Source organism: Acinetobacter sp. SwsAc6 (genome assembly GCF_013391565.1).
Classification (GTDB): Bacteria; Pseudomonadota; Gammaproteobacteria; order Pseudomonadales; family Moraxellaceae; genus Acinetobacter; species Acinetobacter cumulans.
On sequence record NZ_JACAXE010000011.1, the window covers coordinates 37,123 to 53,584 of the forward strand.

Below are 16,462 nucleotides of genomic sequence, written 5' to 3' on the forward strand. Positions count from 1 at the left end.
TGGGAGAATATTAATACGGTGTTTTTGAAGCTTGAATTGCCATGGCGCGCTCAACCCGCTCACGATAATCCGTGATGCCTGCCAGCTCACTATCACTGGCACAGGTGCTTTGAATTTTGGCTTGATAATCAGCAAAACTGGATACCACTTTGGCAGGTACGCCAATCGCCACGCTATGATCTGGAATGTCTTTGGTCACCACCGAGCCTGCACCAATCACCACATTAGAGCCAATGCTCACACCGGGCATAATAATGCTATTGACCCCAATAAATACATGCGAACCGACTTGAATTGGTGCAAAGCGTTGGTAGCGTTTACCTTGCTCATCTTTCACCAAACAGGTACTGCCATCATGGGTAATAAATTTCACTCCTGAGGTCACAGTCACATGATCACCAATGCTGACCAAAAATGGTTCTGAGCCCCAGCTTTTAATATAAATTCGGCAGTTTTCCCCGACTGTCACACCTTTTTTACGTGCATAAGCCACACTGCCTTTTGCCATAAAATAAGCCAAATCAAACAACTGTCGAAAAGCAGAAATCATAAATGACATACACAATACCTGAATGAGGCGAGGCAACTTAAAAGGAGTAAAATAAGTCCGCTATTTTACGCTGAAAATATACTGAACGGTATGGATCAGCAGTCACAGTGATTTGATTTTTCTAGCAGGACTGCCGACATAGACACCCGATTCATCCAAAGGTTTCGACACGAGGCTGCATGCGCCAATCACTGAATCACTTGGAATTTTCACACCATCGAGTACCGTCACCCGCGCACCCAGCCAAATATTTTCGCCTAAACTCACGCCTTGTTTGGTAATCGCATCTTTCACCAACACATCAGGTTCACCAAATTTATGATTACTGGCAATGATAATGCTTTGCGTGCCTATACGAGTGTTATCACCAATGCTCACACCGCCACAGCCATTAATAAATGACTTAGAGTTAATGCTGACATCTTTACCAATCGACACCTTGCCACCAAAGCATTTGATATAACAACTTTCACCAATGAAACTATTATCCGCGATTTCTAAGCTTGCACCTTGCTCGACGATTAAACTGACATGATCGCCAATATAAACATTCTGACCAATCTTCACTTGTCCACTAATTTCGACCGTACAGGCTTTACCGAAATAACGAAATTTCGTGCCAAAAGCCAGGTTATAAAATTGCTGACGGCATTGTGCAGTGAACCAACTCATCAGCTTTAACAATTTAAAAAACATCAGCTTTTGTTTCTCCACACTACATATAAAATGGCAAAGTTATAAATGATTAGTGCCACAGGCACCGCCAAGAGCATATAAATTTTATCGGCACATAAAACATATAAACCTGCAAATAAAGCGAACTTAATGATGAGTTCTACCATTTGCAGTTTAAATAATACTTGGCTATTGCGCTTGGCAATTAAATAAGCCGAACTTGGCGGATTACAGAAAACCGCCCAATAGCCCAACGCCAAAATTTGGAAATAAGTTGAGATGCCAACCCATTCAGAACCGAAAATCCAAAGATATACCGATTCAGGCAAGATAAAGAAAATTGCAAAAAGAGGCAGCGACACCAAGCTTAAAAGCACACTTGCCTTCAAGGCATTTTTGTTTGAATCCGTGCTTTTAAACTTACGGATAAAAAATTGACGTAAGGTTTGTGAAATCAAATTGATCGGAACACGTAAAGTCCGCTCAACAATGGCATAAAAACCCATCGCCTGCACACCGACAAAATGCGACACCACATAGTACGGCAAATTATGTGAAAAACTATTCAGCAAGGCATGAGGCGTATTGGCATAGATAAAGTCTTGATAATTTTTAAACGCGCGCCAACTGACTTGATAGAGCTGATACCTCATTAAATAAATCAGCACTGCCACAATCATCAGGATCGAGCTAACATTGTAGCTATTCACCAAACTGATCTGCATAAACAGTGGCAAACTCAATTGCACTGCAACCACAATCGCACTTCTAAAAATATTTAAGCTCGCACAAAAATATTCCTTATGCGCAGCAAATTGATAGTTATAAACGCTTTGAAGCAAGGTATTGGCAAGCACACCAGTTGCCACAGCACATGCCATTTCAACATTTAAAATCAGACTGATAACGATGCCACTCATCACAGCGATTACTGTTGAAAAGACTGCACCCTCAAAAATCAGGCTTTTTTTATCTTGTTCCTCAGCGACCAACAGCGCTTGATCCAAACGTAAATTGGCTACTGTTGAAAGTACACTGACAATCGCCAAAGCAATGCCATACGCGCCAAAATCAGCAACAGAATAGAGGCGTGTTAAAACAGGAAGTGCGATAAATGTCATTATCGCACCTGCCAGTAAACTTAAGGTAATCAGTCCAATAGACTGATATTTTGCGAAGAGTTTCGCAATCATCGGTTCAATATCATTTTAAGTTATTGACGTACCAACGCATGGCCAATTGAATGCCTTCGGCAATTTTAAACTGCGGTGCATAACCCAAACCTTGCTCAATTTTAGCAATGCTGGCTTGTGAATGACGTACATCTCCTGCACGGAATTCACGGTACACAGGATCACGCTCAAATTGAACATCATTTTCAGCAAGCGCGACTTGAATAGCACGATATAACTCATTGAGCGTAGTACGGTCACCCACAGCCACGTTATACACTTGGTTTTTAGCATCATCAGATGCTGTTGCCGCCAAAATATTGGCTTGAACCGTATTATCAATAAAACAGAAATCACGGCTGGTTTCACCATCACCATTAATGTACACATCTTCGCCAGCGATCATCGATGCCGTCCATTTTGGAATCACTGCTGCATAAGCACCGTTTGGATCTTGGCGCTGACCAAATACGTTAAAGTAACGCAGGCCAATCGCTTTAAAACCGTAGCTACGTGCAAAGACATCGGCATATAGCTCATTGACATACTTGGTCACTGCATAAGGCGACAATGGATTACCAATGTTTTCTTCAACTTTTGGCAATGCAGGATGATCACCATAAGTTGAACTGCTGGCTGCGTATGTGAAGCTGGCAACACCTGCATCACGCGCAGCAGTAAGCATATTTAAGAAACCGCTGATATTGGTGTCATTGGTGGTGATCGGATCGGCAATCGAACGCGGTACAGAACCTAAAGCGGCTTCATGCAAGACATAATCCACGCCAACACAGGCTTTTTGGCAGTCGGCAAATTGGCGAATATCACCTTCAATAAAACTGAATTTTGCCCATTGCTCAGCAGTGACTAAACTTTGCACTTCATCCAAATTATGCTGATGACCTGTAGCAAAGTTATCTAAACCCACTACGGTTTGACCTAACTTGAGCAATGTTTCGAGAAGATTCGAGCCAATAAAGCCCGCAACACCTGTCACCAGCCATGTTTTAGGCGCTGTTTTAAGGTTTTCACATACCTGTTGATATTGATTCATTTTGGTATGCCTCTTACAAACGAAGATCAGATTCAGCTTGAGATAACACGTATTTCAAATCATAGAGTACATGATCAGCCTTACCCAAAGCACGGATGGCATTTACGCCCATGTCTTTAAATTGTTCATGCGCGACTGCCAAAATCACAGCATCATATTCACCTTGTGCAGGCGCTTGTACAGGCTGAATCCCATATTCATGCACAGCTTCAGCAGCATCTACCCATGGGTCATATACATCAACATTGACATGATATTCTTGCAATTCTTTCACAATATCAATGATGCGGGTATTACGAATATCCGGGCAGTTTTCTTTAAAGCTTAAACCTAAAATTAAAACCTTGGCATCTTCTACTTGAATGCGTTTTTTCAGCATGGCTTTCACTAACTGCGTTACCACATAAGCGCCCATACCATCATTTAAACGGCGACCCGCTAAAATAATTTCAGGGTTGTAGCCAATCGCTTGTGCTTTATGGGTTAAATAGTACGGGTCAACGCCAATACAGTGACCGCCAACCAAACCAGGGCGGAACGGTAAGAAGTTCCACTTAGTACCTGCCGCTTGTAATACCGCTTCGGTATCAATACCCATTTTATTGAAAATCAATGCCAATTCATTAATTAAGGCAATATTCACATCACGCTGGGTGTTTTCAATTACCTTGGCTGCTTCTGCAACTTTAATGCTGGCTGCTTTGTGTGTGCCTGCTTCAATAATCAGGTTATAAACTGCATCAACATAATCAGCGACTTCAGGTGTAGAACCCGAGGTGATTTTTAAAATATTCGTCACACGGTGCAGTTTATCGCCCGGGTTAATACGCTCAGGGCTATAACCTGCATAAAAATCTTGATTGAATGTTAAACCTGAGTTTTTCTCTAAAACAGGAATACAAACTTCTTCCGTTGCACCCGGATAAACCGTTGATTCATAGACAACCACATCACCTTTTTTCAACACTTTTGCAATGCTTTCTGAAGCTTTAACCAATGGGGTTAAATCTGGTTGTTTATATTCGTCAATTGGGGTCGGAACAGTAACAATAAAGAAATTACAGTCTTCGAGTTGCTGTAAATTCGTGGTGTAGCTTAAATGTGCTGCTTGTTGTAATTCTTCAGGTGAAACTTCTAAAGTATGATCCTGCCCGCTTTGTAGCTCATCAATACGCTTTTGATGGATATCAAAACCCACCACGGGTACTTTTTTTCCAAATTCTACTGCAAGAGGAAGTCCCACATAACCTAGACCAATAATTGCTATTTTTAGTTCAGAAAGCTGTAACATACAGAAGCCTATGCGATCGATGATGAATCATCATGACATGATAATGAGCTTGCTAATATAGCAGAATTTGCTACTAAATGATGCGCTAGAATAAGCGATCACCACATAAATCAACTGGAATACAACCCGAGATACATTATAGAAATAGTCTTAACAATATTTATAAATGCTTATTTTAATAAATCAGTTCAATATTCAAATACATATTAAGCAGCACCTAAAAACAGATGAACTGGCTTACATCAGATATTTTTGAAAAGCTTACGACGCAAAGTTTTCTTGTGTTATATTAGCGCACAATAATGGTATAAATTCATACCGTGTTTTAATCTATATTTGGGGTTTTGTTAACCCGTATGTGTGTGACCCAATTATTTTTATAAATAGGATTTGATTTAGAGTGGACTTATACCGTTACAGTTTAATCGCAGCTCTCAGCTTGGGAATGACTGGCTGTGCAATTACTTCAGGCTTACAAACCTATGATTTACCAAGTGAAGGTTTATACCAAACTGAACTTGGAACACAGGTTAATGTGGTAAAAATCACACAAGAATCTCTTCCTGCTTTTCAACCTGCTCAATTTAATCAACAAAGTTTTGCGCATTTATTTAATCGCACACATAACAATTATAAACTCAGTGCTGGCGATATTCTGTCTATTTATTTATGGGCTTATCCAGAAATTACACCACCAGTAAACAATATTAATAATGACGTTGGTGTTCAATCTAATGGTTATCAAATTGACCAGCAGGGTTATATTCAATTCCCTGTCATTGGTCGTTATAAAGCCTCAGGTAAATCGTTGGCCCAAGTCAACCAAGAACTTCGTAGTCAATTGTCACGTTATCTTAAAACACCTGATGTAGTCGCACGTGTTTTATCCTATCAAGGCCAGCGTTACTCAGTTCAGGGTAATGTCATGAAAGGTGGACAGTTCTTCCTCAGTGATCAACCTGTTAGTGTATATACTGCCTTAGGTCTTGCTGGTGGGGTAAATACACAATTTGGTGACAATACTTCAATTACCCTCGTGCGCCAAGGACAAACCTATACGCTCAATAGTATTGAATTAGAAAAAGCAGGCTATTCTCTGCATAACCTGCTGATTCAGCCAAATGACACGCTCTACGTCAACTCACGTGAAAACCAAAAGATTTATGTGATGGGTGAATCTGGAAAAAATCAATCCCTACCAATGCGTGATCAAGGGATGACGCTCAGCGATGTGTTGGGTGAAAGCTTAGGTTTAAATCCACTTTCTGCAAGTCGTGGCAAAATTTACGTCGTACGTAGTGGTGCCGATCATCCAGTAACTGAAATTTATCATTTAAATTTAGCCAGCATTGGTGACTTTGGCTTGGCCAATCAGTTCAAGATGCGTAGTAATGATATTGTGTATGTAGATGCATCTGGGCTTGCGCGCTGGCAACGTGTAGTCAATCAAGTACTGCCCTTCTCTAGCGCAATTTCCAACTTAGATCGGTTAGGTCAGTAATGCAGATTCAAAATATCTTAGTGGTCTGCATTGGTAATATTTGTCGTAGTCCTATGGCAGAATATTTTTTTAAACAGGAACTTCCTCATTTAAAAATCCATTCTGCAGGTATTTCAGGTCTGGTGGGGCATCCTGCAGATGAAAAAGCGCAACATTGCATGGCGGAATTGGGGATTCAAATGCAGGCACATGTGGCGCGTAAATTGAATGCTGAACTCATCAAACAAGCAGATCTGATTCTGGTGATGAGTCAAAATCAGCAAAAACATGTCGAGCAGACTTGGCCTTTTGCCAAGGGAAAAACCTTTCGCTTAGGTCATTGGCAAGGACGCAACGTTGCCGATCCTTATCAAAAGGATCAAGAAACATTTAATGAAGCCTGTGCACTCATTCAGCAATGTGTCACTGACTGGAAAAACCATATTTAATTATTTTTGAATGACGATTATGAGCCAACAAAACACCAATACTGAAGATACCATTGACTTAAAAGAATTATTTTTCTCATTAATTGCTCAGTGGAAACTGATTGCGCTCTGCGTTATTTTAAGTTTGGTCTGCGCCCTGCTCTATTTACGTACCACGCCAGATACATATTCTGTCGATGCTTTAGTACAAGTAGAAGAAGGTAAAGGGGCATCTGCAGCCTTACTGGGTGATCTTTCGAATATGATTGATCAAAAGCAACCCGCTCAAACTGAAATTGAACTTTTACGCTCACGCCTAGTACTTGGCACAGTCATTCAAAATTTAAATTTAGATATCACAATTCAAGGCAATTCAGATACCTTTACAAATCGTTTATTTGCACCGCACGATTACTCTACAGAATATCTCAAAAATTCAGTGGTGTTTAAAGACAATGAGCAGGCTTTTGATATCCGAAAATTGTCAGTTCCTAACAGTTATCTAGATAAACCATTACAACTCAAATTCCAAAATACAAAGTTCACACTTACAGATAAAAAAACAGAACAAATTGTATTTTCTGGTGATCTAAATAAGGAAAATAGAGTATCGACACCCGAAGGCCTTTGGATCGTTACCATATTTAGTCAAGATCAATTCAATGACCAATATATAATTCAAAAACTTTCTCTTCCGAATGCAGTAAAAAATATTCTTGACGACTACTCTGTTGCAGAAAAAGGAAAACTAACTGGTGTACTTGGCCTTAATTATCAAGGTCAAGATCAAGAACATATCACCAAAGTACTCAATGCCATCTTAGATGTTTATAAACAACAGAATATTGATCGTAGCTCTGCAGAAAGTGCACAAACCCTAAAATTCTTGGATGAACAATTACCAGAATTAAAAAAACAACTGGATACAGCTGAACGTGAATTTAACAAATTCCGTCAACAATATAATACGGTTGATGTCACCAAAGAATCTGAACTCTACTTAACACAAAGTGTAACCCTAGAAACACAAAAAGCAGAGTTAGAGCAAAAAGTTGCCGAAGCTGGTGCGAAGTACACGAACGAACATCCTGTGATGCAACAGATGACGGCCCAGCTGAGTGCGCTGAATAAAAAAATTGGTGAATTAGAAAATACACTCAAGCAACTGCCTGACCTACAACGTCGTTACTTGCAGTTATATCGTGAAGTTGAAGTGAAAAATCAACTGTATACTTCCCTACTAAACTCTTACCAACAACTGCGTATTGCTAAAGCGGGTGAAATTGGCAATGTTCGCATCGTAGACCATGCGATCGAGCCTGTAGAGCCGATCAAACCCAAGAAATTAATCATTTTAGTTTTATCCATTTTTGTAGGTGGCTTCTTAGGTACACTCCTTGCATTACTGCGTAATATGATGCGCACAGGTATTAAAGACTCATCACAAATTGAAAATGAACTTGATTTACCTGTTTATGCCACTGTACCGCGTTCACCAGTACAAGAAAGTCGTATTAAACTGTTAAAGAAAAAGAAAACTATTCCTGTTCTTGCAGTTAAAAATAACGATGACATTGCTATTGAAAGCCTACGTAGCATGCGTACCGCGATTCATTTTGCAATGAGTAGTGCCAAAAATAATTTAATTATGATTTCAGGCCCAGCACCTGAAGTAGGTAAATCATTTATCTCGACCAATTTGGCCGCAATTTTGGCGCAAAGCAATAAACGCGTATTGATTATTGATGCAGATATGCGTCGCGGTTATTTGCATAAATATTTCAACACTGAAAATACCCCTGGTCTTGCTGATTACTTAAATAACCAACAGAATCTAGATGCGATTATCAAACCATCTGAAATTTCTGGCTTAAGTGTAATTACTCGTGGCAAGAGCCCAACGAATCCATCAGAACTTCTCAGCTCTGCAAAATTCGCAGCACTTTTAGAGCAACTTTCACCACTCTATGACCATATTATTATTGATACACCGCCTGTGTTGGCTGTGACCGATGGTATTATCATTTCACAATATACTGGTATAAATCTGGTGATTGCACGCTTTGCTAAAACGCAAATGAAAGAGCTTGAATTGACCATGAACCGCTTTGAACAAGTGGGTGTCAAAATTAATGGTGTGATTCTGAATGATATTCAGCGTGGCACAGGTGGTTATGGCTACGGTTATGGCTATAATTACTCTTATGGTTATAAAGCCAATAAAGATCAGGACTAAATCTTGATTGTTTAAAAACCAATGCACTGCATTGGTTTTTTTATACCAGCAAAGACTTTAAAGCACAGTAGAATAGGCGATTAAATCCATTTTATTTGTATGATAAATGTTTTATACATTCAGTCTGTTATAGAATATTTTATATGACATGACTATGATGAGTTTTCCAGCTCAAATCAGGTGTAATTCACACAAGCTATTGCACCACAGCTGGAAAAGTCTGCTAATCTTTCAGCAACTTTATAGATTTAGAATAATTTGGGAAATTTTATGAGTAAGGCCCTACCCATTGCTGTCGCTGTTGTACTAGGCGGTGCTGCACTTGTTCCAGTGTATTTTGCGTCACAAAAACCAGCTGTACAGGCTGCGACTTCAACTCAACCTGCAGCCAATGCCTCTGCTGTCGCAAAAATTAGCTATGCATTGGGCTATGAAGTTGCTCACCAAACTCCTCCAGAGCTCGATATTGATAGCTTTGTGACAGGTGTTCGTGCAGGCCATGCTCGCACCCAACCAGCTTATACAGAAGAAGAATTACAACAAGCCTATGTACAGTTCCAAAAAGACATGCAACAAAAACAGCATGATCAAGTGCAACAAGTACAAGTTGCTAGCGACACCTTCCTTGCTGAAAATGCTAAGAAACCAGGTGTTGTAACAACCACATCTGGCTTACAGTATAAAATTACGAAAGAAGGTACAGGGAAACAGCCTCAAGCCAATTCGATCGTGACAGTCCACTACAAAGGCCAATTGGTCGATGGTAAAGTCTTTGATAGTTCAATTGAGCGCGGAGAGCCAATTGAGTTCCCACTGAATCAAGTGATTCCTGGTTGGACTGAAGGCTTACAATTGATGAAAGAAGGCGGTAAAGCAACACTCTATATTCCAGCAAAATTAGGTTATGGTGAAAACGGCGTTCCTGGCACAATTCCACCAAATAGCACGCTTATTTTTGATGTTGAATTGATTAAAGTGAAATAACAAAAATGATTCCAAGGAGAGCATTTGCTCTCCTTCATTTCTTCTGGAAATAAACAACATGAAAATTAAAATAAGCCTGCTATGCTGTGCACTTTTGAGTGGCACGACCTTCGCAAAAGACATTAATACGCAAAGTAGCACTGCCGAACAAGTGGGCTATAGCTTTGGTTACTTAATGGGTCGTAGTAATGCCGATGCCATGAAAGATATGGATCTTGATGCCTTTGTACAGGGCTTAAAAGCATCATCTCAAGGGCAAACTGCAACCTTAACTGACGAAGAAATGACGCGTGTATTGACCCAATTTAAGCGTCGAGCAGAAGCGAAACAATTGATCGAGCTAAAACAAAAAGCCGACGAAAATGCAAAAATTGGTACTGCATTTTTAGCTGAAAATGCCAAAAAAGAAGGGGTTAAAACCACCAAGTCTGGTTTGCAATATATTGTCATCAAAGAGGGAACCGGCAAATCGCCTAAGGCCAATTCAAATGTGACCGTCAATTATGAAGGTCGCTTAATTGATGATACTGTTTTTGACAGTTCAATTGCACGTAACCACCCCGCTAACTTTCAAGTCAGCCAAGTGATTCAAGGCTGGACGGAAGGCTTACAACTGATGAAAGAAGGCGCGAAATATCGCTTCTTTATTCCTGCAAATTTGGCCTATGGTCAAATTGGTTCAGGTGATGTCATTGAACCCAATAGCACCTTAATTTTTGATGTTGAGTTACTCAACGTGAATTCTAAATAATTCATTACAATTTTGGCTTATTGCCCTACGGGATGATAAGCCTGCCTCAGCCCTAAGTCAGCTCTATATTCCGTGCAGGATAGTGTACTTTTACCCTAATTTATTAGCCTGCAATTTACGCATTTATCATAAATAAATCATATTTTTATGCTTTAATCTTTGCATTCGTATTGGAACAAGGATTTGGCTTCATGGCTCTGAAAATAAAAACACGTGAAATTCAATATAAGGCGGTAGATGGAACAACTTTAATTGGATATTTTGCCACACCTGAAACAGATCAAGTCGTACCTGGCGTACTGGTTTCACCTGAATGGTGGGGACGAAATGACTATACAGAGCAGCGCGCACGAGAATTAGCAGAACATGGCTATGCCGCTTTGGCCCTCGACATGTACGGCAATAAAAACGTCACCACAGATGCAAAACAAGCCTATGCTTGGATGATGCAAACTTTCGAGCAAAGCAATACCATTGTAGATCGTGCTACAGCAGCACTGAACTGTCTTGCATCTCAAGCAGAAGTGGATGCATCCCAACTGGGTGCGATTGGTTTTTGCTATGGAGGCAAAGTTGTATTGGATTTGGCGCGCTCTGGTGCACAGCTCAAAGCTGTTGCAACATTCCATGCCAATTTATCTGCACAAACGCCTGCACAAGCAGGTCAAGTTCAGGCAGAAATTTTGGTCCTCCATGGTGCAGAGGACAGCATGGTTAGTCTAGATGATGTCGCAAAATTTAAAGAAGAAATGTTTAGCGCTCAGGTTGAGCATGACGTCATTGTATATGAAGATGCTAAACATGGATTCTCAAATCCATTAGCAGATGAACGTGCTCAAGCCAATGGCGTTGACTTAGGCTATAACGCCGAAGCAGAAAAAAAGAGTCTGGCTGCCATGTACGATTTACTCGACCGCAATCTTAAAACTGCTGAGTAAATTTAAGTTTATAATTTGAATATCCACTGATTCGAAGGAGGATAGAACAATGAATACGCACTGCCCTTATTGTGACTACAATGATTATGCAGTACTGGCACAAAATGAATTTGGATTGATTCTCCCAGAACCCCAAAGCCTATCTAAAGGACATTGTGTCATTATTCCAATACGTCATGTCAGTTCATTTTTTGAAATCACTGACAAAGAACGTAAAAGCTTAATGTCTTTATTGGAACAAGCGCGCAATGAATTAAATTTAATTCATCAGCCAGCGGGTTTTCATATTGGCTTTAATGACGGTCATGCATTTGGCACAGAAGCTGAGCATTTGCATATTCACATTATCCCCTATTATGACAACCAAGACTTAGTCCTTGATCAGCGCTGGGGCAACATAGCACAGCCTTAATTTTTGAGTAACGATGTTTAGATACAGGTCCTATTGGGGCCTGTATCTTTTTTTCTACGCTTTTAGAATGTTGATATTTATGCTTATATTCATGGGCACTTAATCTAACTAAATCGTGAACAACGATTCCTATCCGACATGAGCACTTTAGATTTCTAATAACAGCCATTTGGTTCAATAGATTAATGATCCTTATGACAGATTTATTCTACTAAATCATAAATATATGTTCTGTTTGCGAGTAGATAATTCACTTGAATATATCGAACTTTATAGCAGGTTTTATGCTTAATTTTTTGTTGAAAAACAAAATACTTATAGTGAAATGGAAAACCATGAATATTCATATTTTGAAGTAAAAGCTTCTCACCATTTATATTGACATCATGTCTTTCGATTCCATGCTTAGTTGAAAATGCTTTTTCCAAATACAAGCATCCTAAATATATATTCTGATGATTTTTTGATAGTTCTTTAGCTTTATTAATTAGAAAAAAATGCTCTCTTAAAGTATGTATTGTGAATGAGGAAAATATAATGATCAGACTAATTTGAACATAATGTCTTTTTGAATATTCAGCAATTCCCATTATTTTTAATACCTACAAATTAGAATGCACATCGATCTCAACCCTAGGTTTAAGTTAACGATTTCTAAAATTAACCTCATCCATATTATGCGAAATACTTGTAGTTTCCTTTTTAAATCATAATCTTATATTTTCATAGAAATGCTCAAGTTTCACATTTATTTAACTAGTCATATTCAATAGTTTTATGCCATTTCACTTAACCCTAAGAAAATATCTAAATAAAACAATAATAAACACTAAATTCATTATTGATTTTACAATTTTAAAGTTAAATCAAAGCGCATCAAATTTGAATGGTCTACAATAAAGCGCGTTTTTCACTGTATTAATGATGTTCCATGTCTTTTAAATTTTCAGATGCTTTACTGGCTTGGTTTGATGTTCATGGTCGCCATGATTTGCCTTGGCAAGTTGTCGATGATCCATACAAAGTCTGGGTGTCTGAAATAATGCTCCAACAAACGCAGGTCAAAACCGTCTTGCAGTATTTTGAGCGTTTTATTATGCGTTTTCCCACTGTACAGGACTTAGGTCGTGCCAGCTGGGATGATGTGGCGCCTTATTGGGCTGGTTTAGGCTACTATGCCCGCGCGCGAAATTTACATAAAGCAGCTGGCATTGTCGCGCAAAAAGGAGCATTTCCTAGCAATTTAGAACAATGGATTGAACTGCCTGGCATTGGTCGTTCAACCGCTGGGGCCTTAATGTCTCTGGGCTTACGTGAATACGGCGTGATTATGGATGGCAACGTTAAACGTGTGCTCTCACGCTTTTTTGCCATTGAAGATGACCTGTCTAAGCCACAACATGAACGTGAAATGTGGGCTTTAGCAACGCAGTTATGTCCTACTGAGCGTAATCATGACTATACGCAAGCAATTATGGATTTAGGTGCAACCGTCTGCACGCCCAAAAAACCGCTTTGCCTCTATTGCCCAATGCAGCAGCATTGCAAGGCGCATCAGCAAGGCATTGAAACTGAACTGCCATTTAAAAAAGCCAAAAAGCCTGTTCCAGTTAAAGAAGCACAAGTCTTGTTGATTCAATCTGCTGGAGAATGGCTTTGGATACAGCGTCCAAATCAGGGCTTATGGGGTGGTTTATGGTGTTTGCCAATTTATGAAAGTTCACTTGATTTCCAAAATGAATTGCAACGCTATGCACTGAAAAAAGAAATTTCTCGTGCACAAATTTCACATAGCTTTACCCATTTTACCTGGCACCTTGATGCGATTGCCGTTGAACTTCCTCCAGATCAAAAAGAACATTTGGCAATCGAGTTCAATGCGCAATGGCTAACACCACAAGCCGCATCTGCACTCGGAATTCCAACCGCAATGAAAAAATTGATCTCAGCCATCAATCTATGACATAGTCAGAACACAGTGCTTCGGCACATCCAATTAGATCATAGAGGGATTGCCGTGCTGCGCTGGATTGCAATTGTCATTTTAGGAATGAATCTGCTTTGGCTGGCCGCTTGTACCAGCACACCACCAGCATCCTCCAAACCACTGCCCCCCGCACAAATTCAAAAACTCCAACAGATGCGCTTGCCAACCAAACTGCCAGTGCCTGTAGACGATATTAAAGCCAAAAATTTAAAAGATACTTGGGGTGCATCACGTAGCAGTGGTCGTACACATGAAGGGATAGATATCTTGGCTCCACGTGGAACGAAAGTCTACACCGCCACCGAAGGCTTGATTGCCGACTTACGCAATAACAATTTGGGTGGTAAAGTGGTATGGATAATCGGGCCAGCAGGCTCTTGGCATTACTATGCACATTTAGATGACCATAAGCGTGGACTTAAAGTCGGAGATTATGTCAAAAAAGGTGATCTCATAGGCTATGTGGGTAATACCGGCAACGCTCGCCATACCACCCCACATCTACACTATGGTATTTACTTAAATGGCAAAGGCCGAGGTGCAGTTAACCCCTTCCCTTATTTACGTTAATTATCAGGAAACATTCATGTCAGAAGCACTGATCAGCCGCCTTGTTGAATTTGCAGAATCAGGTAACCAACAAAAAATCACCGTGGCTGGACAGACCCATCAAGGCTGGATTATGGAAATTACCGAAGAAGCACTCATGATCAGTACAGGCTATGCAGACAAAGCGGGCAAAGATGTATGGATTCAATTTAGTGACTTAGATCAAGCGGCACTGTCTTATTGGGACAATCAAAATGACCAATGGTCTGAATTTAAGCTTTAATTGGATCAACTCAAAACCATGAGCGCCCAACGCTGTGCGTGGTGTACACAAGACCCGTTGTATATCCAATACCACGATCATGAATGGGGGCACCCGCTACATGATGAAGCACAACTGTTTGAAATGTTGTGCTTAGAAGGCCAGCAAGCTGGGCTATCTTGGATCACCGTACTTAAAAAACGTCAGGCATATCGCCAACATTTTTTTCAACACGATATCGCCAGCATTGCCAATATGAGCGATACGCAACTGGGAAACATTGTCAAAGACCCAAATGTGATTCGTCACCTAGGTAAATTACAGGCCATTCGTAGCAACGCCATTGCATGGCAAAATTTAAAACTCGCGGGTATCGACCCTGTGGCATGGTTGTGGTCATTTTCAGTCCAACCAACACTGTGCAATGATGTGCCCAACTATTATCAAGCGCCAGCTCAAACAATAGAAAGCCAAGCCATGTCCAAAAGCCTAAAAAAGCAAGGCTTTAAATTTGTAGGGCCAACGATTTGTTATGCCTTTATGCAAGCTGTGGGCATGGTCAATGACCATGAAAATAGTTGTGACTTTAAATATCAAATCCTCTCAAAAAAGGAGCGTTGAGATGAGTGAAAATACCATTCATGCCTATGCAGCCATGCTGGCAGGTGAAGCACTACAGCCTTATCAATTTGATGCGGGTGAATTACTCGCACATCAGGTCGAAATTAAAGTTGAATACTGTGGCCTGTGTCATTCAGATCTTTCGGTTATTGATAATGACTGGAACTCTGCTGTTTATCCTGTTGTAGCTGGCCATGAAATTATTGGCACCATTGCACGTTTAGGTTCAGAAGCCAAAGGATTAAAATTAGGTCAGCGTGTTGGTGTGGGTTGGACTGCTGAGAGTTGCCAATGCTGTGACCCATGCGTAGCAGGACAGCAAGTACAGTGTACTGGTGACAAAGTTGCAACAATTGTTGGCCATGCAGGCGGTTTTGCAGATAAAGTCCGTGCTGGTTGGCAATGGGTCATTCCTCTGCCGGATGATCTTGATCCTGAATCTGCAGGCCCACTGCTTTGCGGTGGCATCACGGTATTCGATCCCATTTTAAAACACGAGATTCAAGCCATTCATCATGTCGGGGTCATCGGTATTGGTGGTCTTGGCCACATGGCGATTAAACTACTTAAAGCTTGGGGCTGTGAAATTACTGCATTTACCTCTAGTTTAGATAAAACAGAGGAGCTTAAAGCCATGGGCGCTGATCATGTGGTCAGTAGCCGTGATACTAATGCACTCAAAGCACATCGTGGCAAATTTGACCTCTTACTGAGTACCGTGAATGTCACATTAAACTGGCAGGCTTATCTTGCGACTTTAGCACCCAATGGCGCTATTCACATGCTTGGGCTGGCACTCGAACCCATGCAAATTCCAGCAGGTGCGCTCATCAGTGGTTCTAAATCGGTCACTGGCTCGCCAACAGGTTCACCTGCCGCTTTGCGCCAACTGTTAAAATTTGCCGCGCGTAAAAATATTGCACCACAAATTGAATTGTTCCCTATGTCACAAATTAATGAGGCGATTGAACGATTACATTCAGGTAAAGTACGCTACCGTGTGGTACTCAAAGCAGATTTTTAGGCCCTGCGCGATCAAATCTAAACTAAAAAAGCCTGCATCACTGCAGGC

Annotated in this window: 18 protein-coding genes; 12 read left to right on the forward strand and 6 right to left on the reverse strand. The window is 40.5% G+C overall.

Features of this window, described 5'->3' with window-relative positions:
* Positions 1–10: 10 nt before the first annotated feature.
* The 5 genes from HYG93_RS09505 to tviB all read right to left on the reverse strand — a co-directional run bounded on the left by HYG93_RS09505 (position 11) and on the right by tviB (position 4,742).
* On the reverse strand, positions 11–559 hold the full coding sequence (locus HYG93_RS09505; RefSeq protein ID WP_178962434.1) for an acyltransferase: 549 nt from the start codon (positions 557–559) through the stop codon (positions 11–13).
* Between the two features lie 93 nt (positions 560–652).
* Positions 653–1,222 carry a DapH/DapD/GlmU-related protein gene (locus HYG93_RS09510; protein WP_256733414.1) on the reverse strand — a complete coding sequence of 190 codons (570 nt, stop codon included), beginning with the start codon at positions 1,220–1,222 and terminating at the stop codon, positions 653–655.
* Between the two features lie 23 nt (positions 1,223–1,245).
* A complete protein-coding gene (locus HYG93_RS09515) occupies positions 1,246–2,418 on the reverse strand; it encodes a lipopolysaccharide biosynthesis protein (RefSeq protein WP_178962437.1) in 1,173 nt (390 codons plus the stop codon).
* 10 nt (positions 2,419–2,428) lie between these two features.
* Positions 2,429–3,451, reverse strand: coding sequence for an NAD-dependent epimerase/dehydratase family protein (locus tag HYG93_RS09520; RefSeq protein ID WP_178962438.1), 1,023 nt, complete (start codon positions 3,449–3,451; stop codon positions 2,429–2,431).
* A gap of 13 nt (positions 3,452–3,464) precedes the next feature.
* Complete coding sequence (gene tviB / locus HYG93_RS09525; RefSeq protein ID WP_117007688.1) at positions 3,465–4,742, reverse strand: Vi polysaccharide biosynthesis UDP-N-acetylglucosamine C-6 dehydrogenase TviB; 1,278 nt, start codon at positions 4,740–4,742, stop codon at positions 3,465–3,467.
* Between the two features lie 445 nt (positions 4,743–5,187).
* Here tviB and HYG93_RS09530 point away from each other — a divergent pair, with 445 nt between their 5' ends.
* The 7 genes from HYG93_RS09530 (at position 5,188) to HYG93_RS09560 (ending at position 11,971) form a co-directional block, all read left to right on the forward strand.
* On the forward strand, positions 5,188–6,243 hold the full coding sequence (locus HYG93_RS09530; protein WP_120365813.1) for a polysaccharide biosynthesis/export family protein: 1,056 nt from the start codon (positions 5,188–5,190) through the stop codon (positions 6,241–6,243).
* On the forward strand, positions 6,243–6,671 hold the full coding sequence (locus HYG93_RS09535) for a low molecular weight protein-tyrosine-phosphatase (RefSeq protein WP_106985615.1): 429 nt from the start codon (positions 6,243–6,245) through the stop codon (positions 6,669–6,671). The genes HYG93_RS09530 and HYG93_RS09535 overlap by 1 nt, the downstream gene beginning before the upstream one ends.
* Before the next feature lie 19 nt (positions 6,672–6,690).
* Entirely contained in the window at positions 6,691–8,886 is a 2,196-nt protein-coding gene (locus HYG93_RS09540; RefSeq protein WP_117007722.1) for a polysaccharide biosynthesis tyrosine autokinase, read from the forward strand.
* A gap of 270 nt (positions 8,887–9,156) precedes the next feature.
* Positions 9,157–9,870 carry an FKBP-type peptidyl-prolyl cis-trans isomerase gene (locus HYG93_RS09545; RefSeq protein WP_120365784.1) on the forward strand — a complete coding sequence of 238 codons (714 nt, stop codon included), beginning with the start codon at positions 9,157–9,159 and terminating at the stop codon, positions 9,868–9,870.
* A gap of 58 nt (positions 9,871–9,928) precedes the next feature.
* A complete protein-coding gene (locus HYG93_RS09550; RefSeq protein WP_106985617.1) occupies positions 9,929–10,621 on the forward strand; it encodes an FKBP-type peptidyl-prolyl cis-trans isomerase in 693 nt (230 codons plus the stop codon).
* Positions 10,622–10,812: 191 nt separating this feature from the next.
* Positions 10,813–11,559 carry a dienelactone hydrolase family protein gene (locus HYG93_RS09555; RefSeq protein ID WP_120365783.1) on the forward strand — a complete coding sequence of 249 codons (747 nt, stop codon included), beginning with the start codon at positions 10,813–10,815 and terminating at the stop codon, positions 11,557–11,559.
* Positions 11,560–11,608: 49 nt separating this feature from the next.
* Positions 11,609–11,971: an HIT family protein gene (locus HYG93_RS09560; RefSeq protein WP_106985619.1), complete on the forward strand. Its 363-nt coding sequence runs from the start codon at positions 11,609–11,611 to the stop codon at positions 11,969–11,971.
* Between the two features lie 203 nt (positions 11,972–12,174).
* Here the strand turns inward: HYG93_RS09560 and HYG93_RS09565 are convergent, their stop codons facing one another.
* Positions 12,175–12,561, reverse strand: a complete 387-nt coding sequence (locus tag HYG93_RS09565; protein ID WP_120365782.1) for a hypothetical protein — start codon at positions 12,559–12,561, stop codon at positions 12,175–12,177.
* Positions 12,562–12,902: 341 nt separating this feature from the next.
* Here HYG93_RS09565 and mutY point away from each other — a divergent pair, with 341 nt between their 5' ends.
* The 5 genes from mutY to HYG93_RS09590 all read left to right on the forward strand — a co-directional run bounded on the left by mutY (position 12,903) and on the right by HYG93_RS09590 (position 16,414).
* Complete coding sequence (gene mutY, locus HYG93_RS09570; RefSeq protein ID WP_120364600.1) at positions 12,903–13,934, forward strand: A/G-specific adenine glycosylase; 1,032 nt, start codon at positions 12,903–12,905, stop codon at positions 13,932–13,934.
* An 87-nt stretch (positions 13,935–14,021) separates the two neighbouring features.
* On the forward strand, positions 14,022–14,528 hold the full coding sequence (locus tag HYG93_RS09575) for a M23 family metallopeptidase (RefSeq protein WP_120365812.1): 507 nt from the start codon (positions 14,022–14,024) through the stop codon (positions 14,526–14,528).
* Between the two features lie 16 nt (positions 14,529–14,544).
* On the forward strand, positions 14,545–14,790 hold the full coding sequence (locus HYG93_RS09580; protein WP_120364601.1) for a hypothetical protein: 246 nt from the start codon (positions 14,545–14,547) through the stop codon (positions 14,788–14,790).
* A gap of 18 nt (positions 14,791–14,808) precedes the next feature.
* Positions 14,809–15,390 (forward strand): DNA-3-methyladenine glycosylase I, encoded by a 582-nt coding sequence (locus tag HYG93_RS09585; RefSeq protein ID WP_106985623.1) that lies wholly within the window; start codon positions 14,809–14,811, stop codon positions 15,388–15,390.
* A 1-nt stretch (position 15,391) separates the two neighbouring features.
* Entirely contained in the window at positions 15,392–16,414 is a 1,023-nt protein-coding gene (locus HYG93_RS09590; protein WP_120365780.1) for an NAD(P)-dependent alcohol dehydrogenase, read from the forward strand.
* The last annotated feature ends 48 nt before the right edge of the window (positions 16,415–16,462 follow it).